Origin of the sequence: Pseudoalteromonas luteoviolacea, assembly GCF_001750165.1 — a bacterium.
GTDB classification, from domain to species: domain Bacteria; phylum Pseudomonadota; class Gammaproteobacteria; order Enterobacterales; family Alteromonadaceae; genus Pseudoalteromonas; species Pseudoalteromonas luteoviolacea_G.
Genome location: NZ_CP015411.1, coordinates 1,980,798 through 2,002,726, shown reverse-complemented (window position 1 = coordinate 2,002,726; position 21,929 = coordinate 1,980,798). Strand labels below are relative to the sequence as shown.

The 21,929-nt window shown below is 39.9% G+C and carries 20 protein-coding genes and 1 pseudogene; 8 read left to right on the top strand and 13 right to left on the bottom strand.

Annotation, left to right across the window (positions count from 1 at the left end; translation table 11 throughout):
* Positions 1–113 precede the first annotated feature (113 nt).
* The 4 genes from S4054249_RS08550 to S4054249_RS25855 are packed head-to-tail and all read left to right on the top strand — an operon-like array spanning position 114 to position 2,276.
* Positions 114–704: a carboxymuconolactone decarboxylase family protein gene (locus S4054249_RS08550; RefSeq protein ID WP_046354025.1), complete on the top strand. Its 591-nt coding sequence runs from the start codon at positions 114–116 to the stop codon at positions 702–704.
* A 10-nt stretch (positions 705–714) separates the two neighbouring features.
* Positions 715–1,035 (top strand): 2Fe-2S iron-sulfur cluster-binding protein, encoded by a 321-nt coding sequence (locus S4054249_RS08545; protein ID WP_046354026.1) that lies wholly within the window; start codon positions 715–717, stop codon positions 1,033–1,035.
* 10 nt (positions 1,036–1,045) lie between these two features.
* The gene (locus S4054249_RS25860; protein ID WP_052960799.1) at positions 1,046–1,558 is read left to right on the top strand and encodes an NAD(P)/FAD-dependent oxidoreductase; all 513 of its coding nucleotides are present in this window, start codon (positions 1,046–1,048) and stop codon (positions 1,556–1,558) included.
* Complete coding sequence (locus tag S4054249_RS25855; protein WP_052960800.1) at positions 1,548–2,276, top strand: NAD(P)/FAD-dependent oxidoreductase; 729 nt, start codon at positions 1,548–1,550, stop codon at positions 2,274–2,276. The genes S4054249_RS25860 and S4054249_RS25855 overlap by 11 nt, the downstream gene beginning before the upstream one ends.
* 77 nt (positions 2,277–2,353) lie before the next feature.
* Here the strand turns inward: S4054249_RS25855 and S4054249_RS08535 are convergent, their stop codons facing one another.
* The 5 genes from S4054249_RS08535 to S4054249_RS08515 form a co-directional block, all read right to left on the bottom strand.
* A complete protein-coding gene (locus S4054249_RS08535; protein ID WP_046354027.1) occupies positions 2,354–3,184 on the bottom strand; it encodes a sterol desaturase family protein in 831 nt (276 codons plus the stop codon).
* A 119-nt stretch (positions 3,185–3,303) separates the two neighbouring features.
* Entirely contained in the window at positions 3,304–6,435 is a 3,132-nt protein-coding gene (locus S4054249_RS08530; RefSeq protein ID WP_046354028.1) for an efflux RND transporter permease subunit, read from the bottom strand.
* Position 6,436: 1 nt separating this feature from the next.
* A complete protein-coding gene (locus S4054249_RS08525; protein ID WP_046354029.1) occupies positions 6,437–7,786 on the bottom strand; it encodes an efflux RND transporter periplasmic adaptor subunit in 1,350 nt (449 codons plus the stop codon).
* A complete protein-coding gene (locus S4054249_RS08520; RefSeq protein WP_052960801.1) occupies positions 7,770–8,426 on the bottom strand; it encodes a TetR/AcrR family transcriptional regulator in 657 nt (218 codons plus the stop codon). The genes S4054249_RS08525 and S4054249_RS08520 overlap by 17 nt, the downstream gene beginning before the upstream one ends.
* 80 nt (positions 8,427–8,506) lie before the next feature.
* On the bottom strand, positions 8,507–9,406 hold the full coding sequence (locus S4054249_RS08515; RefSeq protein WP_046354030.1) for a sulfite exporter TauE/SafE family protein: 900 nt from the start codon (positions 9,404–9,406) through the stop codon (positions 8,507–8,509).
* Between the two features lie 507 nt (positions 9,407–9,913).
* Between S4054249_RS08515 and S4054249_RS08510 the strand changes: the two genes are divergently transcribed.
* Complete coding sequence (locus S4054249_RS08510) at positions 9,914–10,582, top strand: response regulator transcription factor (RefSeq protein ID WP_052960802.1); 669 nt, start codon at positions 9,914–9,916, stop codon at positions 10,580–10,582.
* A gap of 78 nt (positions 10,583–10,660) precedes the next feature.
* Here S4054249_RS08510 and S4054249_RS08505 read toward each other — a convergent pair whose 3' ends face one another.
* Complete coding sequence (locus tag S4054249_RS08505; RefSeq protein ID WP_046354031.1) at positions 10,661–11,023, bottom strand: winged helix-turn-helix transcriptional regulator; 363 nt, start codon at positions 11,021–11,023, stop codon at positions 10,661–10,663.
* A gap of 118 nt (positions 11,024–11,141) precedes the next feature.
* Between S4054249_RS08505 and S4054249_RS08500 the strand changes: the two genes are divergently transcribed.
* On the top strand, positions 11,142–11,723 hold the full coding sequence (locus tag S4054249_RS08500; protein WP_046354032.1) for an NAD(P)H-dependent oxidoreductase: 582 nt from the start codon (positions 11,142–11,144) through the stop codon (positions 11,721–11,723).
* Positions 11,724–11,735: 12 nt separating this feature from the next.
* Positions 11,736–12,278: a redoxin domain-containing protein gene (locus S4054249_RS08495; RefSeq protein WP_046354033.1), complete on the top strand. Its 543-nt coding sequence runs from the start codon at positions 11,736–11,738 to the stop codon at positions 12,276–12,278.
* Between the two features lie 62 nt (positions 12,279–12,340).
* Here S4054249_RS08495 and S4054249_RS08490 read toward each other — a convergent pair whose 3' ends face one another.
* The gene (locus S4054249_RS08490; RefSeq protein ID WP_046354034.1) at positions 12,341–12,841 is read right to left on the bottom strand and encodes a GNAT family N-acetyltransferase; all 501 of its coding nucleotides are present in this window, start codon (positions 12,839–12,841) and stop codon (positions 12,341–12,343) included.
* Between the two features lie 181 nt (positions 12,842–13,022).
* The gene (locus S4054249_RS08485) at positions 13,023–16,859 is read right to left on the bottom strand and encodes a hypothetical protein (protein WP_046354035.1); all 3,837 of its coding nucleotides are present in this window, start codon (positions 16,857–16,859) and stop codon (positions 13,023–13,025) included.
* Between the two features lie 367 nt (positions 16,860–17,226).
* On the opposite strand from S4054249_RS08485, the gene S4054249_RS08480 reads away from it, so the two are divergent.
* Positions 17,227–17,562: a hypothetical protein gene (locus tag S4054249_RS08480; protein ID WP_046354036.1), complete on the top strand. Its 336-nt coding sequence runs from the start codon at positions 17,227–17,229 to the stop codon at positions 17,560–17,562.
* Positions 17,563–18,075: 513 nt separating this feature from the next.
* On the opposite strand, the gene S4054249_RS08475 is transcribed toward S4054249_RS08480, so the two are convergent.
* The 5 genes and pseudogenes from S4054249_RS08475 to S4054249_RS26810 all read right to left on the bottom strand — a co-directional run bounded on the left by S4054249_RS08475 (position 18,076) and on the right by S4054249_RS26810 (position 21,869).
* Positions 18,076–18,696: a hypothetical protein gene (locus tag S4054249_RS08475; RefSeq protein WP_046354037.1), complete on the bottom strand. Its 621-nt coding sequence runs from the start codon at positions 18,694–18,696 to the stop codon at positions 18,076–18,078.
* Positions 18,697–18,825: 129 nt separating this feature from the next.
* Positions 18,826–19,440 (bottom strand): hypothetical protein, encoded by a 615-nt coding sequence (locus S4054249_RS08470; RefSeq protein ID WP_046354038.1) that lies wholly within the window; start codon positions 19,438–19,440, stop codon positions 18,826–18,828.
* Positions 19,441–20,298: 858 nt separating this feature from the next.
* Positions 20,299–20,718: a hypothetical protein gene (locus S4054249_RS08465; protein WP_046354039.1), complete on the bottom strand. Its 420-nt coding sequence runs from the start codon at positions 20,716–20,718 to the stop codon at positions 20,299–20,301.
* Positions 20,719–20,721: 3 nt separating this feature from the next.
* Positions 20,722–21,354, bottom strand: a complete 633-nt coding sequence (locus tag S4054249_RS08460; RefSeq protein ID WP_046354040.1) for a Vat family streptogramin A O-acetyltransferase — start codon at positions 21,352–21,354, stop codon at positions 20,722–20,724.
* 37 nt (positions 21,355–21,391) lie between these two features.
* Positions 21,392–21,869, bottom strand: a pseudogene (locus S4054249_RS26810) (RNA 2'-phosphotransferase).
* Between the last annotated feature and the right edge of the window lie 60 nt (positions 21,870–21,929).

Here is a 21,929-nt window from a genome sequence, read left to right as displayed (position 1 = left end):
GTTTTTCGAACATAGCTCCTGTGGACTATCCACTTGGTCCGAACGGACTATAGGCAAGGTGACGTAAAAAAATTAACTTGATGGGACTATCACTAAAAAGGAAGCAAGGGTATATGAAACAGGGTAATAACCATTTGGTTAAACCGGTCAATCGAGAATCAACGCCGCATTTGGAACCAATTTATCAAGCCATAGAGAACAACCTCGGATTTATTCCAAACGGTATCCTTACCATGGCAAAAAACCCTATGCTGGCGCAGGCGTTTGGGCAGCTATTTGGTTGCCTGAGCAAGTTTGAACACATTGATAATGAACTCAAATGGGCCATAGCCACCATCAGTAGCAATGCTGCAGGCTGTCAGTACTGCCAAGGACACTTTTCACATATTGCCAGTCGCGTCAATGTCAACAAAGCCAAGGTATTAGCTGCCTTTGAATTTGAAACCAATGTGCTTTATGACCAAGCCGAGCGTGCTGCGCTGCGTTTTGCGTTTGCATGCAGTACTTCACCTGCCCACTTAGAAAAGTCGCATTATGTAGAGCTCGGCAAGTATTACTCTGAACAAGCTGTCATTGAAATTGCAGCTGTTGTCGCTATTTGCGGTTTCTTAAATCGCTGGAATACGGCAATGGACAGTCAGCTAGAAGCCGACCCTGCAGCCATTCTTGATGAGATCAATCAAATTACTAAATTCACTGTATAGGGATGTCATAATGCCTGAGATTACATTTGTAGATTTTGCAGGAAACGAAACCAAGGTCGATGTACCAAATGGCACATCTTTGATGCAAGCTGCCATGGAAAATATGGTCGAGGGCATTGAAGCTGAATGCGGTGGCTCTGGTAGCTGTGCCACTTGTCACTGCTATTTAACGACTGATTGGCAAGGAAAAATTGCTGCACCAGACAGTAGTGAGAGTGACATATTAGAGATGGTCTCTGAGCCCACAGATTTGAGCAGACTTAGCTGCCAAGTACTGGTCTCTGATGAGCATCATGGTTTGCAAGTACATTTGCCAGAATCACAATATTAAGGAGTTTGATATGCAAAGGTGTGTCATTATCGGTGGAGGTCATGCAGGTGCACAAGCATGCATCAGTTTGCGCAAAGAAGGATGGACAGGGCAAATCGTACTGCTGACCGATGAAGACAGCCTGCCCTATCACCGCCCACCACTATCGAAAACCTACTTACAAAACCAAGTGACTGCGGAAAAACTGCTGATCCGCCCTCAAGGCGCGTACCAAAAAGAGAACATCGAATTTAGGTTAAAAACCCGAGTAAAGCGTATCGAGCCTGCGCAGCAACGTATTGAATTACATAATGGCGAGCACCTCAGTTATGACAAACTGCTCATTTGCACCGGCAGTCGCGCACGGACAGCGGACTGCATGGGGGCGCAATTAAACAATATTTTTTACATAAAAACCTTAAACGATATCGAAAAGCTCTCTCTCGCTATAGGTGAAAACAGTAATAAGAAGCGTATCGTAATGGTTGGAGGCGGCTATATTGGCCTAGAAACCGCCGCGGTGCTAAAAAAAAATGGGCCATGATGTCACCATTATAGAACGTGAATCCCGACTACTTGCGCGTGTCACGGCGAAACGTATTTCCGCGTTCTATCACAAACTACATAAAAGCAATGGCATTAAAATTTTTACACAGACGAATGTGGTGGCATTTCAAGGCAAGGATGCTGTCAGCACCGTATTGTGTGAAGACAAAGTGATCCCCGCCGACATTGTAGTTGTCGGAATAGGCGCTCAAACCTACACCGAACTTGCACAAGAGGCTGGATTATTAGTCGAGCATGGCGGCATTGTGATAAACGAGCTTTGCCAAACCACTGACATGAACATTTATGCCGCAGGTGATTGCACCATAGGTATTGAACACCACAGTGGCCTTGCAACACGCATTGAATCTGTACCCAATGCTCTGGAACAGGCAAAAACAGCCGCCGCGACCATCTGTGGAAAATATAAACCCGTCACAGCAGTCCCTTGGTTTTGGTCAGATCAATTTGATTGCAAAATACAAATTGCAGGTCTCAACCAAGGCTACGATGAAACCGTTTTACGTCAAAAAGACGACAAAGCTTTATCTCTTTGGTATCTAAAACAAGGCAAAATCATTGCGGCAGACTGTATCAACTGCGCAAAAGAATTTATGGCCGCCAAAAAAATCATCGCTAACAAGCTCGATGTGCCAAAAGCACTGTTGAGTAACACAGATATTGACCTATTTAAAGCGTTAGCCCAATTAAGCTGACTCGACAAACCGACTCACATAAAACGGCGCACACCCCAAGCGTGAAAGCCCAAAAGAGCCCTAATCGGGCTCTTTTTTTATTTGCTTGTTTGCGTGACTTTGGGCCGCTTTTTCACACTATATGCTTTAGGGTTAAATGGATGGAGTAATTCGGCTACGAAAGATTTGCCGTAACTGTCTTTCACCCCCAGCGGTTCGTCACATGGTCCGGGTACTCGATAAGTGCCAAAGGCGCGGTCAAAAATAGAAAATACAGTAGCAAAATTAGTGTGATAAGCCTCACGATTGGCGGCATGATGCCAGCGGTGCATAACCGGAGACACAAAGACCTTATTCCATTTACCGTAATTCCAAGGCAAATCTGCGTGAATAAAATAACCGTAATAGTTTCTGACCACATTATTAGCCACAATTGCGTACGGCGGAATCCCCATTAATATCAAAAATGAAGTATCTATGATCATGGTTGTGAAAAAATTCACTGGGTGAAAACGCTGCAATGTTAGCCAAGTCATATGCTCGTCAGTATGATGAACTCGATGCGAAGGCCACAGTATTTTTGAATGCTCAAAACGATGTCGCCAATAACCAATAAAGTCTCCTAAAAATACGGCAGCCAATATCACCAAAGGTTCCGGTAAAACATACCAAAAAGATCTGTCTATGATACCTACAGGGTATGAATAAAAGAACGCATATAGTCCGCCCGCTACAGGTATTAACAGTAATAAATTTAATCCCATCCAACCGAGGTTAAATGTGCCCGAAGCCAAAGCGCAACGAGCCTGTTTGAGCACTTTCTTTCCTTTGACCAATACAGCCAGCAGCATAAAAAACAATGCTATTAACAATAAATTAGAAAAAGCGATTAATATCTGCTTTGCTGCAACTTCCAAAAACTCCAGCATTACCTTAATTTACCGATAGAGATGACATGACCTACTTTTTAACAATGACAAGCGCAAAGAACAAGTCAGCTTGATATAAACGTGCACACCGTCTGTTTAAACGGTATACACGTTCAACTTTACGAATGGATGGGGCTGTGAACCGTACGCGGTTTTGCTACGCCAAAATCTTCTAAAACACTGTATAAACATGGCAATACCAATAATACTAAGCAAGTCGAAGTAATAATGCCAAATACAATACTGGTTGCCAGCGGTATTAATATTTGCGCTTGCAAGCTGGTCTCAAACAGTAAAGGCGTCATGCCAGCAACCGTTGTTACCGAAGTTAACACCACCGCACGAAATCTATCGTGACTAGCCATCGCTGCGGCTTCATGTACACTCATTCCCTGCTTCACCCGGCTTTTCACAAACTGAACCAGCAAGATGGAATCATTAACCACAATGCCCGCTAAAGAAATAAACCCCATCAAAGAAGGCATTGAGAAATTTATCCCCATGATAAAGTGGCCCCAAATCACACCAATCATGGCAAGTGGAATTGAAACCATCACGATAATAGGCTCAATATAGCTATGAAATTGCAGCGCCAATAGCAGAAAGATCCCAATCATACCCAATAGCATGGCTCTGCGCATTGAGGCTTGAGTAATCCCTGCATTTTTGACCTCACCTTCAATGCTGTAGCTCATTGAAGGATAGCGAGTCTGCAAGTCTGTAAGAAATGCTTTTTTTAAATCTCCCACCACTGCTGACGCCGTATTCAGCTCACTATCTACATCAGCATACACGGATACACTGGTCAAACTATCAAAACGATTAATCACTGCAAATCCGCGTGTTTGTTCAATATTCACCAGCGCTGAAAGTGGAATGGCGACTCGGGAAACAGGGTGAATGATTGGAAAATTATCGAAGTCTCTATAATCATTCATACTGTCTTCGCTGAGCTTGACTGTCACCTCATAGTCTTCAAGGCCAATATGCGTTTCTAGTAGCTTAGTACCTTGAAAAGCAGGCCTTAACTGATTGGCAATGATCATGGAGTTAATCCCCAAGTCTAATGTACCTGACTTAAGCGTTAAGGTGTATTCAGGTTTGCCCGGCCGTAAATCATCCGTGATATTTTGTACACCTTGATAGCCCTTTAACCAAGCTTTTAATTTGTATGCGGCATGGGCCAAATCGGTGGTGTTATCTGACATCAAACGAATATCAATCGCACGTCCTTGTGGTCCAAGTTTAGGCTCTTTAAATGACAGGGTTAGTGCCTCTGGCAAAGTGCCAAGTTCAGTCCGCCAAAGATCAGAAAAAGCCTGAATGGTGGTTTGACGCTGCTCGGCACCGAGCAAATCAACAGAGATATAAGCAAGATTGGCCCCCTGATCTTGATAGTCTGGATTTTCTCCATACGTGATGGTCATCGCTCTGACCAGCTTTGCACCTTCATCTTTACTAAGTTTTTCGTTGGTGCGCGCTAAGGCAGCTTCAATCTTGCCCATAGTTTGCTTTGTGACTCCGAAAGGCGTGCCATTAGGCATCAAAAGCCTTCCCTGCAAAACATCCCCGTCAATATCAGGAAAAGCGGTAAATTTTAACGTCCCAGAGATCAACATACTTAGCGAAAAAAAGAAACACGCAATCACAACGCCAATCACTAGGTATCTGTACTTTATTAGGCGATGGTTTAAAAACAAAATCGCATCATTCCAGCGACGAAACTTCGCTTCAAAACGACTTCGAATATCGGCTACTTTTAAGGACAAAGGATTATCTCTGGTTTTAGATTGCAGAGCATGAGATAAATGATTGGGTAAAATCAAAAAGGCTTCAATCAAAGAAACGGTGATAACTGAAATCAACACAATGGGGATCACCTTGAGGATCTGACCTAAATTCCCTTCAATAAACACAAGACCAATGAAAATACATAGTGTCGTCACAAAAGAAGACAACACGCCAGGCAACACAACCAGCGTGCCTTTTAACACAGCCTCCTGAACTGCTAGACCTTGCTCAATTTTGGTACCAATAGACTCGGCAATCACAATGGCGTCATCCATCAAAATCCCAAGCGCCAATAGCAGTGCCACCATAGACAACATGTTGATAGACACACCAAAATGCAGCATTAAAAAGAAACTCGCTAAAAATGAAACAGGCAACCCCATCATGACCCAAAAAGCATATTTAAATGAGAAAAACAGCCACATCACACCAAAAACCAATAATAGGCCTTGCCAAGCATTACTGATCAACAGTGATATTCTATCTTTCACCAAACTGGTGTTATCACTGGTTAAAGTGAGTACCACACTATCAGGCAAGCTGGATTTAATCTGTAAAAGTGCGTCCTCAGTGGCCTTGAGTACTCGCAAACTGTCATCCACTGAGTTCTTTTTCACGGTCAAAATTGCAGCTTGTCGACCATCGTAGTAAATTCGCTTTTCATCTTTTTCAAACGTATTATGCACCTGACCTAAATCAGCCACGGTCACATCATTTCCCTGTGTGCCGGACGCCACAACCAACGCACTCAGTGAATCGATATCTTTTCTTTCGTCCATCAAGCGAATTTGTGTATCCGCATTTTCAGTGTTGAGTGTACCTAATGGCAATTCAATGTTTTGACTAGACACACGCCTCCCCAGCTCTTCCATGCTCAGTCCATATTGACGTAACGTCTCCTGTGACGCACTGACTCTCAGCTGATGTTTTGAAAAATCATTAATTTCAATTATGGGAATATTTGGGTCACGTAGTAGACGTTGCTTAACTTGCTCAGCCAATGCTTTTAACTCTACACGTGTTAGATCATTGTATTTTGATGTCAGTGCGATACTGACAACGTCTTGTGTTCTACCACGTTCCTGAATGGTCCACTGCTCAACCTGCTCTGGAAAATCATCGATGGTGTCTAACGCATTTTTTACATCTGTTGTAAATTGCTCAAAGTCCCCCTGCTCAAACATTTTAACTGTCATTTGGCCAATGTTTTGTCTCGCGACGCAATGACGCTCTTCTAAAAAGCTGATCCCATCTAAAGCTCGCTCAAGGCTCAAACAAATTTTTTGTTCAACATTCTCCGCGGTTGCCCCTGGATATGGCACCACAATATCGATCTGATAGCTTTCAATTTGTGGTAACGTTTCTCGCTTAATTTGTGGCAAACTGAATAGCCCAATTGCCAAAAATAGCACCATTAAAATATTAGCAGCCGTCGGGTGCGCAATGAAAAAACGTATCATATCAGTGCCGCTCCGCTGCTGTCGTATCACTTAGCAATGCTGTAGAGGTGAGGTTTAATTGAGTCCCCGAAATTGCAGGAAACAAATCTGTAGTGATGAGCTTAGCGCCAACAAGTGATGGCTTATCTAGTAGAAAGGTATCCCCTTGCTTTATTGCACCATGCAAAGGAAGTTTTGTTAATTTATCATTTTTATCCGCCAATAACGCATGACCATCTCGAACAAAATGCCGCGGGATCACTACAAATGCTTGTTCACTGGCAGACAAAGTCACTCTCGCTCGCATACCGGCAAGCAGAGGTGGCTTTTCACCCAATGAAATTTGCTGATAACTATCAGAGATAGATACCACAACACCCACAGTTTGGCTTTGAGGATCAATTTCATCACTGAGACGCTCAATCGATGCAGGCCAGTAAACCCCGGGCTGGGCCAATATCTCTATTTTTGCCTCAAGACCTTGTGCTTTTAAGTAAGCCGCCATCCCATCCTCTGAGATATTTTGTAAGTTGGGCGCTTGCTTAAAAAATCCAGAAAATTGGTTGAATGTTTGATAAGTATATTGCGCGTTTATCAGCACTTTTTCGATATCACTGGCACTGAATAAATTTGCGCCTTTGGTAACTAACTGACCTTGCTCAATATTGACGTGATGAATTCGGCCATTAAACGGCAAGCGAACTTTGGTGCGTGCGATATCAAGCTTGGCTTTATTAACATCAGCATCGGCTTTTTTAACTTGCGCCTTTAACGCCTTCACTTCGAGCGGTAACAAACGCCCTTGATTTAAGTTTCGCTGCAAGTCTTGTTGCTGCACCAAGACATTTTGCTGACCCTTATCAAGTTCAGTTTGAGACACACTCGCCCCAGCAAACAAGCGCTTCAGTCTTGAAAATTCAGCTTCCGCTATCTTTAACTTATGTTGGCTCAATTTAATATCTAGTTGATTATTATTAATTGACGTTTTTTTTGCTGCAAGTTCAACTTCAGCGCTGGCTAAACTCGCCTCCGCTTTAGCCAACTGTAATTGGTAATCACTGTCATCAATCTCTAACAACAGTGTACCTTGTTTAAAGATCTCTCCTTTTTTTAACGCTGGATGTAAATAAGTCACAGCGCCTGAAACTTGTGCAAGGCTGTTGAGCTGAATATTAGGTGTGACTTTTCCATACCCAACAATTTCTGGCCTCACTGATTCCATCACTAGTGCTCGAAATTGAGCCGCTTGTCCAACTTGCTCAGTGTTACTGTGTTTAGTCGATGATGCTAATTTAACCACTAGAATCACAAGCACTGCCCCCACTAAAATGGCGATAGGCAAGTTTTTTTTCGCGCTAAGATCCCACCTCATTGATATCACTCTCCTTAAGTCCGTAAATGAAATGCTGGTATAAATCCTTTGCCCATGCTTCACCTTGGATTTCAGAGTCATCAATTTGCCAGGCCTGCTGACGCAAGGTTTTTAAAATATAGGGTGAAACAACAAGTGTAATAAGCTGAAAAGCTGCTAACTTTGCTTTTTTATGATCCTCTGAGCCTGTTTCTTTTTGAATCAAAAGAGGTAAAAACTTTGAAACACGCGCTGGAAACGAAGCCATAAAGGCTTGTGCCAAAGGCGTTGTTTTATTAAGGACTTCTTCACTCAACAGATGCACAATACCAGGGTGAGTTTGCAAAATTTCGCCAAAGCGGAGTATAAATTGATAAACGGGCTGAGATTGCTCTGTTAAACCTTCAAACTGAGAAAACTGTTCGTCTGCAATGGTCTGAATTAATTCAACAAATAGATTTTCTTTACTGCCAAAATAGTATTTTATCATGGCCGAATTAATACTTGCTTCAGAGGCGATGTCCCGGATAGTAATTTGACTATATGACTTAGTATTGAGCAGTTGCTTCGCTGCTAATATCAGCTTGGTTCTCTGCTCAGCTTGCTTTAACTCACAGACTGGGCGACCCCGTGTGGCTTTTTTATTGGTATCTGGTTCCATCTTGTTTTCTTATTTTTTTAATCAACTGGTTAATTAAATAAAAAGTCTAGCCCACAGTCAAATAAATGTTCAAACTTTAATCACATTATTACGTTACCCAACCAAAGCTCATAACTTGTGAAAGACACTTCCAACACAATAAGTAATAACAAGAAACTAACTAATTGCCCTACCTTCACTTTAGAGCAGACATAGGCACCAAGCGGCGCGCCAACTACGACAATTGGGATTGCAGCTAACAAATAGCTTTCTATTTTTGGCGTAATCGTCCCTAAATACCAAGCATTTACTGCACTACCAACAAGTGAAGTAAATGCCATTACCACCACAGATGTTGCCGTTGCTTTTTTAATATCTGCATTGTAAGCGATCACAAGCAATGCAAATAACGCAATATCAGAGCCAGAGCCGACAAGACCACTTGCAATGCCACCAACGAAAGCGACTGCCATAAAACGTAGCTTACTGGGCTGAATTTGTTGTGCACTCTGTTGATGGTGAGCCTTTCTCCACCAGCGAAGCAACATCGTCATAGCAAAGCACAGCAGCAAAAAGCTAAAAATTGATTTAACTAATAGCCGAGGCGCTATCGGAGCAACATACATTAAACTCAATACAACACCCAATGCAGACATAGGCAGTGCAAGTAATACCAAATTAGTATAAATAGGAATACGACGGCACAAAATTGTGATTGTCGCCGCAGTCATCCCAAAGCTTTGAATTGCTAGAGAGAATACTTTCGCTGTGTTGGGCTCAATGTTTAGCACTTTGGTCATCACAGGGAATGCCACAGCACCTCCCCCTAACGCGGTTCCACCCGCAACAAAAGAACCTAATGCCATAGTAGCTGCAATTTCTATTTCCTGAAGTACTTGTAGCATCGCGCTTGAAAGGCCTTGCATCCAAATCAATGTGGCATGTATCAGCAATGTAAAATACAGCGGCCAAGTTGATGGCTGTCTTAATTTTTCAATCATAGTATTTTTCGTGTCCCAGCAATCATGACTCGCAGTTTATCAAAGTGGAATTAGCGCTGCGAATAGTCTGATTGGACCATACTCGACTGTGAGTAGCTCTACACAATATCGATGTCTCGCAGCTTTTTAGATAACAAATAAAAAACTTTTTACTTACGCCCCGTAAATTGATTTAGATCAACTTGACAAACAACGAAAATTACAACCTCATTAAAAAAACTATAAATATCTTTTACTTAACAAGATAAACCTCACAAAAATAGCGCGTAAAAAAAAGCCATATAAATAAATTTATAGATAAAACACTGACTGTAAAACACACTTTTTTAAATTTTTACACTTATTTACCACACAATTCGTTCACTTTTCGTTGATATCTATTAGCCGTTCATGTTTAATTAATCAGGCGATTAATTAAATAGGCACCGTCACATGAAAATTAAACTTGCTGGCTAACAGGCTAAGTTGATACGCCTATCGAAATCGTATTTGTAAAGGAGAATGCATATGTTTTTGGGCTGCACAAAAGAGCTTTCGAGCGTACTTAAAGCAATCGAGTTGCTAAAAACGTCAATCATTGAACGTTCATTGGATGAAATAATTTTTCAAGAAGCGATGTCGTTTGCTGAATCGGACGGGCTATATTTAGCTCTGGTTGATAAATCCAGCTTAGAGGTAAAATCCGAGTTTTCACGTTCATTTCCAACAGAATTCAAAGAAGACTTACTCAGCATTGCCAAGGTGAAAAAGTTTAAGAACATAAATTTACTTAAGACTTTATGTAAAGATCGTAACCCGCTATCCGATATCACTATTTATGATTTGGATAATCCAAATTCAAACTTTCTCACACTGGTTGCATTTAATAACAAACGTTCAAATCGTACTGCTCCAGCATCTTACTTAATTGAGCTCGTACTTCCTTATTTGCACAAAGCACAAATTTCTCGATATCAATCAGATAAGACTACACGTTCACCAATCCACTCCCTTACCAATAGAGAAAAAGAGGTATTAGATTGGATTTCTTCTGGTAAAACAAATGGAGAGATAGGCATGATTTTGGGCATCAGCCAATACACGGTCAAAAACCATGTTGCCAAAATCTTAGAAAAGCTTAATGCACCAAATCGCTCAGCAGCTATGGCCTTAACCAAGGAGCTGGGGTTCAGCTAGCTTAGGCCCTAAATAGGCCAGCAAATACAAATTAATTCATTTAATTGGCCAACTTGGGGGCTTTGCCCTCAAGGAGCATTAAATTTGAATGTTATGAGATTCAGACCACACCCTAAGAGATTCAAGGATTTCAAGTGCAGAGCGCCCAAACTCGGTCAGCTCATAAGTTACAGCAACTGGCCTATTACTGACCACCTTACGGATCACCATGCCTTCTTGCTCAAGCTCTTTTAATCGTTGATCAACCATCTTTTTTGTCGCGCCACCTAACATTCTTGTTAAATCATTGAATCTAACAGGCTCATCTTTCAAGTGATAAATGATCGAACCTTTCCATTTCCCGCCGATCAAACGCATCCCCTTTTCTATTGCACAGGGCTCATCACACATATTCAAAACTTTTTTACGTCCTTTAGCATCTGTTTTTATTGAGCTTTTCATTTTATTCACCATGAAAACAGCTAGGTTACTAAAAGTATACTAGTTGTTATTTAATTGCAGGTACCTAAACTATACCTAAAACATATTGATTATTAAACATACCACTGGGGAGTAAGCCATGAGCAATATATTAATCATCAATGGACACCAGTATTACCCTTTTTCAGAAGGGAAGTTAAATGCAACACTCGTGGACACTGCCACCACACTACTGCAAAGCAAAGGTCACCAAACCAGAATTGTCACCATGGAAGAGGAAATAGATATTGAGCAACAACTTGCTCACCACCAATGGGCCGATTTTATCTTGTTTCAATCCCCTATTAATTGGATGGGCGTCACTTGGTCATTTAAAAAATACATGGATGAAGTTTATACAGCTGGCATGGCTGGCGCATTGTGTCATGGCGATGGTCGTAGTGCCCAACACCCGACCAAAAACTATGGTAAAGGTGGCACACTGCAAGGTAAAAAATATATGTTATCTGTCACCTTTAATGCGCCAAAACAAGCATTTGATGACAAAACTGAGTTTTTTGATGGCAAATCTGTCGATGATCTACTATTTCCAATGCATATGAATTTTAAGTTTTTCAATATGGCGGCTCTGCCTACCTTTTCTTGCTTTGATGTCATGAAAAACGCGGATATTGAAAATGATTTAATCCGATTTTCCGCCCATATTGACCAATATTTTTAAAGGAGAGTTACCATGTCTCAAGATTACACAAACAAACTTCATGCTGGCAGCACCTTTCCTAAAAAGACAGCAACACTCAAAAGTGGCGAAGAGGTTGTGCTAGGAGCGCCAAGAGCAGGTTTTGATTGGCAATTGATCGTCGTTTATCGCGGTAAACACTGTCCATTGTGCACTAAGTATTTGAACCAATTACAGAACCACATTGAAAGCCTTGCAAAGATTGGGGTAGATGTGATTGCGATCTCTGGCGATAGTAAAGAACAACTGATAACTCATACATCCCAGCTCAATACAGAGTTTGATATTGCATATGGAATGACACTTGAGCAAATGAAGGAGTTTGGTTTATATATTTCAGATCCCCGTTCAGATCTAGAAACCGATCATCCATTCGCAGAACCAGGGCTCTTTGTGGTCAATGAGCAGGGTAATATACAGGTGATAGATATTTCTAATAACCCATTTGTTAGGCCTGAATTAGAAGCTCTTGTCAGTGGCTTAACGTGGATTAAAGATCCTGATAATAATTATCCTATAAGAGGAATGCACCGCTAGATCCCTAATTGGCTGAGCAGTACTGAAATGTAATGAGTACTGCTAGATAATTTAGGTCCGTGTTACAATGATACTGACAATATCACACTATTTTGCGAGCCCGCACTGCGTTTGTGTGGGTCATGAAATATGTCGACTACTGAAAACCCTGCTTTTTTCATCATACCCGCGGAAGCTAAGTTCTCTTCGTGCCTTTCAATTAAAACCGATTCAACCCCTTTGCTTTTAGCCAACTCAATACTATTGATTAACAGCTGCGTCGCGATTCCTTTTCCACTGTAGTCTGGCGACACAACAACATCGCCGATAAAGGCAACCTTATCCAAACTGCAATATTGACTCAGATAGTCTGGACTGACTCTGCCATTAAGCAAAACTGCAAAACCGACAATTTGCTTACCGTCTAACGCTACAAGCGCCTCTGCCTCTTGCTGTTTAATTAATGTAAACTCCCCTTCAACACCATCTTGCGTAAGATAGTTCCATTCATTTGGCCCATATTTCCACAGCAAAGACTTTAAAACAGGTAACTCTGTTACTTCAGCTATTTTATATTGAATCATTCTCTAGACAGTCCTTTAGAAAATTTCGTGTTTATTTATATATAGTTTTAGCTTTGTTTTTAAAAAACAACACGCTGTATATTATTCTATAATAGAACGTTAGTTAATGGATTTTTTGGCGCAATAAAAACTAAAAAAGCGCCACTTTTAAAATGGCGCTTTCAATCAAAAATTTCAAAGTTTAGTCAAAATATGGATGAAAATACCGTAAGCGAACTTTATCTTCTTCTGTACAAGTTTTCGAATCTTGATACATACAAAATGTTATTCCATCTACAGTGTTGCTCTGTGGAACTATTTCGATCACGTAATCATAGCCATCATCTAATGTTATAAATATTTTCCCGTTTTTAAGTGAGTATTCGAATTGGCCTCGGTTGGGGATATACAAATAACGACCATTAGCATCATAACCACCAGACCAGACTTCGTTATTACTACCTAACAAACTAAAATTGATATGAAACTCAGCAAAACCGTCTTCGAAAGCTATCTCCTGTTTGCGCATTAAAAATAATTCATACGCATTAAATTGACTCTCTCTGATAAAATATACATGGTCTTCATCACGTGCCACTGGTGTATAAGAATAAGCTTGATATATCGAACACTGAGAAAAATCAGTACACCACTTAACATAACGATCTTGATTATGGTCATAATGTAAACTCTGTTTAAATTGACCATTTTCAAAGTACCCTTGTGATTCTGAAGTCTTTACACCTAGGTGTACTGTCATATCTTCATAAATTTCCATTGCACTATCGAATGTATCCAATTCTTTACTTTGTGATTTGAGCCAACGACCAACATAATCTTCTTGCTTGAAGTCAATTTGTTGTGACTTAATCATCAAGCCTGTTTGCCTAAATTGCGTGGGTCGAAAAGGATAAATAGATCCAAGTTCCCGAATAAATTGAAACCCTACGTTATCGTCACGTGTTAATGTGAAACGTTCTACACTGGTATCTGAAAATGTAAGGCTAAGTACATTGCCACCATGCATTTCCCAAGTAAACTCTACAGGAGTTTCATCATTAAATAATGTCTTCGTGCCCACTCCATCAGCAAAGTGATAGGTGTAGGCTGAACTACCTAACGTGATAATCCAATCACCGTATAGTGTCTCTTCTGTTACCTGCATACCATGAAAAGCATCAACACGAGTCGTTATCTGTTCAGAAACCAATGTATCCACTACTTTCCCTAAATTATAAACATCGACTGTCGTGGTGATAGCGAATTTATCTCCACGCTCTTCTACCTCAACTTTGCTGATATTTTCAAAGTAGCCATCTACAAATGAAATAAGAGGTCTAGCAGTGAGCACAATTTTGCTACCCGAAACTTCAATATCCATAAATGATACCGTGTCGATTGGGTGATCAAGTGCGACATATTCATCCCAACGCTGCTCGATCGCGTAATATTGAGAATTATTTGATTCTGAGATTAAAAAATAACTGGTTGCTTTTGGCATCTCTTCATATTTTGTATACCAAAGTTGTTTGTCGCTTTCATGGCATCCTATTGACACTTGATATACACACACTTCTATAAAGCTGTCTGTTTCGTTCAATAATGAAACACGCATCAGTGTATCATCAATACTGTATTCGATATTACCTTCCACGATTGCCATCGGGTAAACCACGTCATCAAAAGAAATCGTGCTACTGCCTGTAATTCTATCTTGTCTAACGTTAATTTGAGGGCTTTGTCCAAGTGCTGATTCTACGTAAAATCGAGATGAATTTGAAAACATCAAAGAATTAAACTCATCGTATTCATTACCTGAGGCATAAATGTAGTGGAGTATCCCCTCACTGGAAATATACTCATCTTCAGTATTAGGCTCGTGAACGACCTTTCTATAAACAATATAGTGATTATCCTCGATAGCTAAAAACTCATACTCCATGTAACCGTTAAGCTTGCAGTACTGTGAAAGTTCGTAGCAAGTATGGTAGCCATTAGTTTCATCGCTAAAGCGTTGTCTATAAAAACGGTTGTTTTCTAACTTTCCATGAAAATATGAAGTACGTTCTGAAATACCAACTTTGACATCTAAATTTTCGGATATTCGAAGGTGGTGTAAACTCTGACCACGACCAATAAACCCTATCCAACTGCCAGAGATTTGCTCTTGTGTTACCGTCAAGTTTGCCTGTTTTGCCACCATAATGCCTGACAGTGAATTTGTGCTTTTAACTGTCTCACCCTCAAGGTGCCTTTCTTGGGCAACAAAATAAAACCCTGAGATACTTGATTTTATAAGCCAAAACTCAACCTGCCTGTCTATTTGTTCACTGGTGTAGTTAATAACAAATGAATCATCTTCTAGTTGCCAAGTTGCTTGCAAAGCTTGATTATCAAATGTAGCAGTACCGTCAGCGTTAAATGTTAAGCGTTCAACAGCACGATCACTGTTAGTAAAATCATTGTCGCGAAATTCAATTAGCCAAGTTTTATCGATTAGCTCTTCAGCGGTGACAGACTGCGCGGCCCGTTTGTCACTGAGTTTATATACCCTCAATGTATCGAAGTCAGCATCTGAGTTATGCTCATCATTGATAAACTCTTTTGCGTGTGTATTCAGCTCAACGATACTTGAACTCTGGTTAGTATGTAATATATCTAACGTCAATTTTGACGATTTACGTACAATATGTTCAATTATTGGGTTACCAAACTCATCTAAGACATACCACCCATTTTCATCAACCTTTTCTCTACTTGAACGATAAAATATGGCGGGCTCAGCAAGTTCCAAAACAAACTGGTCATTCAACAAACTTACTTTGCTCACTGCTACCGTATTCTCAGTGACAAATTCTCCTTTCCCACTCTCATTGAGTGATAAGTTAAAAGCTGGCTGATTATAGTACTTAGGTTGATGCAGTATAAATTCACCCTGTAAAGATGTTTGTTGCTTCGCGACCAAATTGTCGTCTTCTAAAATCAGGTTTTTAACTTTCTCAAAGTGCGCTTTATCCTTCGCTCTGACCATGTTTTCAAAATAATTTGATTTTTCCTCATTACTAACCAATTCCAATGTAGAGGCAATACCATCAGGCAGATTGTAACCTTCTGAATCCACAATCACTTTGATAATTGTCGCCAAATTCAGTAAAGACTCTCCATCTATTGACTGTAACGCATTACGAAGGGTTTTATCGTCAGTTATTTTTATAAGCCCTCGCTGCAGAAGTGCGTATTCCGCAGTTGTTACATTAGTAACATTCACTGAGAAGTTCTCATTGTTTGTTAAGATACCGTCTTCTCCAGCTTGGGCTTGAAGTGTCTCAAAGGTACCAAGCTGAGAAACAAACTCTACATCAGGCTGTGCGCTAGACCCTAAAGCAACCACCTTAAGCATTTCGTCTACTTCACTTTCATCAACCTCAAGGGCTGCGGTATACTCCCCAAGTTCATTTGCTTCAACTTCAACACGAGAGTCACCTACACGCAAACTAACTTGAGCATGCGGGACAGGACTGTCCGTTACAACCCCTTTTACAGAAAGGCTCTTAGTTATTCTTTTGAATGAAACTGAGTGAACCTGTTCAACTTTTTGCTCTGAGTCATCTATAACTGAAACGGTAAAGTTAACACTATGGTCTTGAGTGATATCAGGAACTGTCAAGCTAACGCTATGATCACTCGAGTTACTCATAGCTAGGTCCAAGCTCGAATCATGTGACCAATTAACAGACTTAATTTTACCCTCACCTTCAAAATCCATAACTAAACTGAAGTCAGTTTTCTCTTCAACATCTGATGGTCCCGCAATTGTTATTGTTAATGGCTGGGGTTCAGGCTGAGGGTCAGGCTGGGGTTCAGGCTGGGGATCCGGCGTCGAAACCGGCTCAGGTGTCGTCGGTATTTGGTCAACTACGGCTGTTGGCGTGTTCGGCTGCGTTTCATTGTTTGAGCTTGAACTACCGCATCCCATCAATATTATGGAGGCGACAGTCGAAACCCAAATCGGCATTTTATAATATTTATTTGTGTACATATTTAGCTCAAAAAGAAAATTTTCCTGTATAATTATTGTTTAGCTCTCATTATTGCTACAGGCGCAATATACTACACATGGAACATTAAAACAAAATAAATGAAACATTTGAGCAACTTAAATACCAAACACAAAACATGAGAAATCAATATGTAAAACTCACCCTCAACGACTTACATACACAACACATTATTTATCATGGAAATCTAAAAATTTTAAGTCTCCAACTATTTTGTCTCACCTTTACTTCAGTTCTTGTCTAAATATATGTAGCCACAACATTAAGGTTATTTTTCTGTCTTACACAAACACAGTTTTTGATTAAAAAAAACTCGATTTAGCTCATAGTAAATACAAAGGAAAAGTCATGAACAAGCGACAATTAGATGTAGTAGCAAGTGTGAAAAAGATGACAAGCGCTTTTCATCAAGGCAATTTAGAGAAACTCAAACTACGGCGACTTTTTAACCAAACCAATGGATGCAGTGCTATAAAGCTATCTCTGTGTTTTAAAGAAGCATTAGCGATAAGGCCTGTTATTACTTATCCAAACAAGCATCAAGTCATTATTGCAGGAAACTTAGCAATACATACTGCGTATCGGGTGATGAAACCACGCTTCCTTCAGGAGAAGTCATACAAGAGTGTGGATCACCTCGCTTTGCTGAACGAGCATAAAGTTCTATGCACCATGGCAATGTAATTATGCTTAGAACCAAAAGCTAGCCTGGCATATATTCTCGGAAAGATTTTAGAGTTTGCTCACCACCAGTCTAGCGGAATTTTTTCCTGCACTCCGAAGCTTTTTGAAAACAACTACAAACAACTACAAAGAACCAGAACGGACGTCGCAGAGTTTACCCGTCAAAGCTGCCGGCTTATCAGTGAACAAGCCTCTTGCCACTGCTGTAAAAGGCTAGTTGGAGCCCGCCCAAGAAATTGTGTTACTTCCGGTAAATTGAAATTTACGAGCACTAATCAAATTGATTTTCTTAAAATTAAAAAACGTTTATCACAAACAATAGATTCACTGAAAACACGGCTTGCTCAACGATCAGCTCTAGCATTTGATGCAAGGAGCCAAATCCTTCATATAACTCTTAAGCAAGCACAGTCTTACTACCATTAACCTTTGAATTCATGAGAACTAACCAGTGTGCTCATTAACTTGAGCACACCGAACTATACAGCAAATAGGTTCCAAAACGCCTTAGATTTAAATTCTTATAACATCACTACCTTGATCAAAAATGGTAAGGTTAAGCTCTTGGACCAACTTATCTAGCTTTGAGTGATTCTGTTTGTCTAAGATTGTTTTGTATATCCATGTATAGTAGGGATTACTTTCAAGCAAAGCCCTTGCATCACGCTCACCAATCAATGAGGCCATAGCGCGGTACTCAAGATAACAAACAACTAAGTGTGTAAGCGTTCCCCCCTCATCTCCACTGCCCAATGGTCGTTTATATTCCACTTTTGGAAACTCTCTTTTTATTGCACCGCGGAACTCATCGATCGAACCTTTACCATTTAATACCACATGCCAGTGAAATTGTTCATGAAGAAAAGTGGACAATACCCTGATATCACTTTCCAAATAGGCCTTTGCAGTATTCATCGTTAATACTGGGTGGCTATGCGGTACTCTTGCCTTTTCATTTACCAATACCTTACTTGTATAAAACCACTGGTCAATATCGTATTTTTTGACTAGCTCATTTAAAGTACTTTCTATTTTTAGTTCTTTATTTGAGCCTGCTGAAGTTGTTATCGAAATATTAGCATTTGATAAAAATGGTATAGTTATTAGAAGCGCTAAAAAAGTGTTCTTTATCATTGTCTTTTCTTATTATTTTTCAATGTCATTAAATATACTCTATCAATTATAAATAGAAAATGAATGAAGGAGTATACCTAAATCAATTAAATAACGTTTCAGTAGAAACACTCTTAAATTTAGATTAAATTACAGAGCACTACGGCATCTACCTTTTGCTATCACATATGAAGTCAGTAAAAACGCAACGCCCATCACTCCATTTGTATAAAAATCAAGTGACAAACCAGCTTCAAAACCCTTTACTAATGCAACAATCAACATCAGTACCCAGCAACTCACTGGAACAAGCAATAAAAGTCCGATATTACGCGTAACACGTTCAGTTAAAAAAGCCACCGCATTAAAAGCGAATGATACTGCCGTGCAAATCATAAAAATGCCGATCAACACTGCAAAGCCTAATGATGGCCGACCAGTAAGGCCCTCGCCGAATATTGATATGATAAAAATCCAAATAGAAGCCAAAAGAAGTGATATTAGAGACATAATTGCAAAGCTCGCCCCACCAATCGCAAGCCTACGAGCCTGATAAACAGCATTTGGATACAATTTTAGAACACCTAATGTACAAGAAGCCAATGCAATAACTGCAGGGACTGCTGCCCAAAGTAAGGACATCTGGTAGCCTGAAAAATGTCGCATCCATAAGCAAACGGTGTTGATCAACATGCAGCAGCCTGCAATTAAAAACAACTTTGTGTCCCAGTGTGAAGTAGCGTTAACAGTTCCTGATATGTTCATGTTCTTTTTCTCCTAAAGTATTGAGTACATATACATCACAGTTATCATTGCCTCGTAATTGCTATTTAAGCTCTGCCTGTGATTTGATGACTCTAGTATGTGAGAAAAGGTAACTATAATCGTTCTGATGGGCCCGTTCGGTCTTTTTATTACAAATATTTTCAGCAACTTATAGACAAGATAATTAACTAGTTTGATAACAACCAGTTGTCGGCGTGCTCAAAGAGACCATACAAATTAAAAGGAGGTTTCTATTTCGCAGTCCATAAATGCGCTTTGAAGACTGAGAAATACACTGCCTGACTAACCATCTCTCGGCTATGACAACAGTATTTGAAATAGGTAATCCCCCTATCACTATCAAATCACAGGTATGACGAACATGTTCAATCACATTTATGCAAATAGCGCTTGAATGGTCCTCAAAAGCGCAGTGGTACTTTGATATAGCACTAAGTTAATCACTATGAAGCATATTGATATTTTTGATAAAAAACAAAATAAACAGGCTTCTAACGGTACGTCAAGCAAAATAACACAACCTATATACTTTGATATATCAGCGCTACACTAACCAAAAGGTTCTTCCATAAAAAATAAGGCGCATCACACGACAGTATTAGCGCCTCAAGTGCTCTGATAAAAGCGGGGGTTTTAATCTCATTGAGAACCACACCAGCTTCCAACCACGCTTTCTACCCTTAGGGTAGATTTACGCATTTGTATAATCATCAAAAAGTAAATATGGGCAGTTAAGCTTATTTGATACTGCTTTTACTACGGATGTTTTACTAGAACCGGATGTTCCGATTATTGCAATTACCTGTATTTTTAGCATTTAACAACCCATACCGCATATTAATGTTTGGCAAATAATTTACAGCGCCATGTAAGCCCAACCATGACTATTGCCAACAAATTAACTGTGACAGAAAAAACATCAAAATTAAATGATGCACCGATGGAAGAAAATGGATTAAACCCAATACTCGACTCTCCCCATTTGACTGTTGCTATTTGCAGTAAACTAAGAACTAATATCGGTTTTATCATTCGTAAAGGGGTATATTTCCAGCGATATAAGATGTATACATATAACCCCACTAAAAAGGCCATATAACCTGCTTTAATATAACCCGATACATTAATAAAGCTATCACTCTCTGTTACGAATAAAATTAAGGTTACTAGGCTTAATAAGGCCGTTATCACAATCAATACAAAATTTGATTTGTAACTTTTTAATTTTTTAAGCCGGTCTTCAACTTCTAACTGCATGACTTACTTTGCTCTTTTTAACGTCTCTAAATCATTGCCAACGATGGCTTCTAGGTGCTCAGTCACCTTCTCTACTGGCCAATTCCACCAAGCAATATCTTGAAGCATTTCGATTACATCTTGCTCAAAGCGCATTTTAATCACTTTGGCTGGATTTCCTCCAATAATACTGTATGGAGGTACGTCTTGGGTAACCACCGACTTGCTAGCAATAATGGCCCCATTACCAATTTTAACCCCAGGCATAATGGTAGATTCATACCCAATCCAGACATCATTGCCTATTTCTGTATCGCCTTTGAAAGGTAACTCACCACCCTTGGGCATGACTTTCTCCCAGCCATTGCCAAAAATTTGAAAAGGATAAGTCGAAAAGCCTGACATTTTATGGTTCGCGCCATTCATAATAAACTTCACGCCAGTGGCAATTGCACAATATTTACCAATTATCAATTTATCACCAATAAAATCAAAGTGGTATAAAACGTTTTTTTCAAAGTTTTCGGGGCCTTCTGGATCGTCGTAATAGGTGAAGTCACCGACATCGATATTTTCTGATGTAATAAAGTTTTTTAAAAAGCCAACTTGAGGAAAGCCAGCTAGTGGATGTTTATTATTTGGATTTGGTCCTGTCAAAAAATTTTCCTTATTTATGTTTTTATATAATCAAAGTTTAAATATTCGGGCGGTACATGCTCAACCAACCATACATTATTGTGCGTTCTATAAAACTGTGCACCTTGCAAGTACATTGCTTTAGCGTCAATGCCAAGCAAGATAGGTTTGCCATAACGGCTACTTTCATTGCAGTGTCTGTCGACTCTGTTAAATGAACATGATGACGTTGGCCTTTCACCAAACCGATTTCTTTTATGGACTGGATAAATCGACTTGCAGTGCCATGAAATAAGATATCAGGAGGTATGGTGGCTTCTAATGCCAGATCAACATCAATCGAGTGCCCTTGGTTAGCGCGTATCATTAGCATCAACAATCGATTGAATAAGTTCTAGAGATAAAGCGTGTTCATGATAGTTATTGATTAAATCATCTATTAAGGCCCAGCCTTGATTATTTAATTGAAGATTTGCTAGCTCCGGCCTATGTCGTAAAACTAGACTTAGGTATTTAGATATTTTTTTATTATTCATCAGTGCTTAATTTATCCTAATTACGAGGATAAATTAAGCACTATTTTATAAAATATTAAT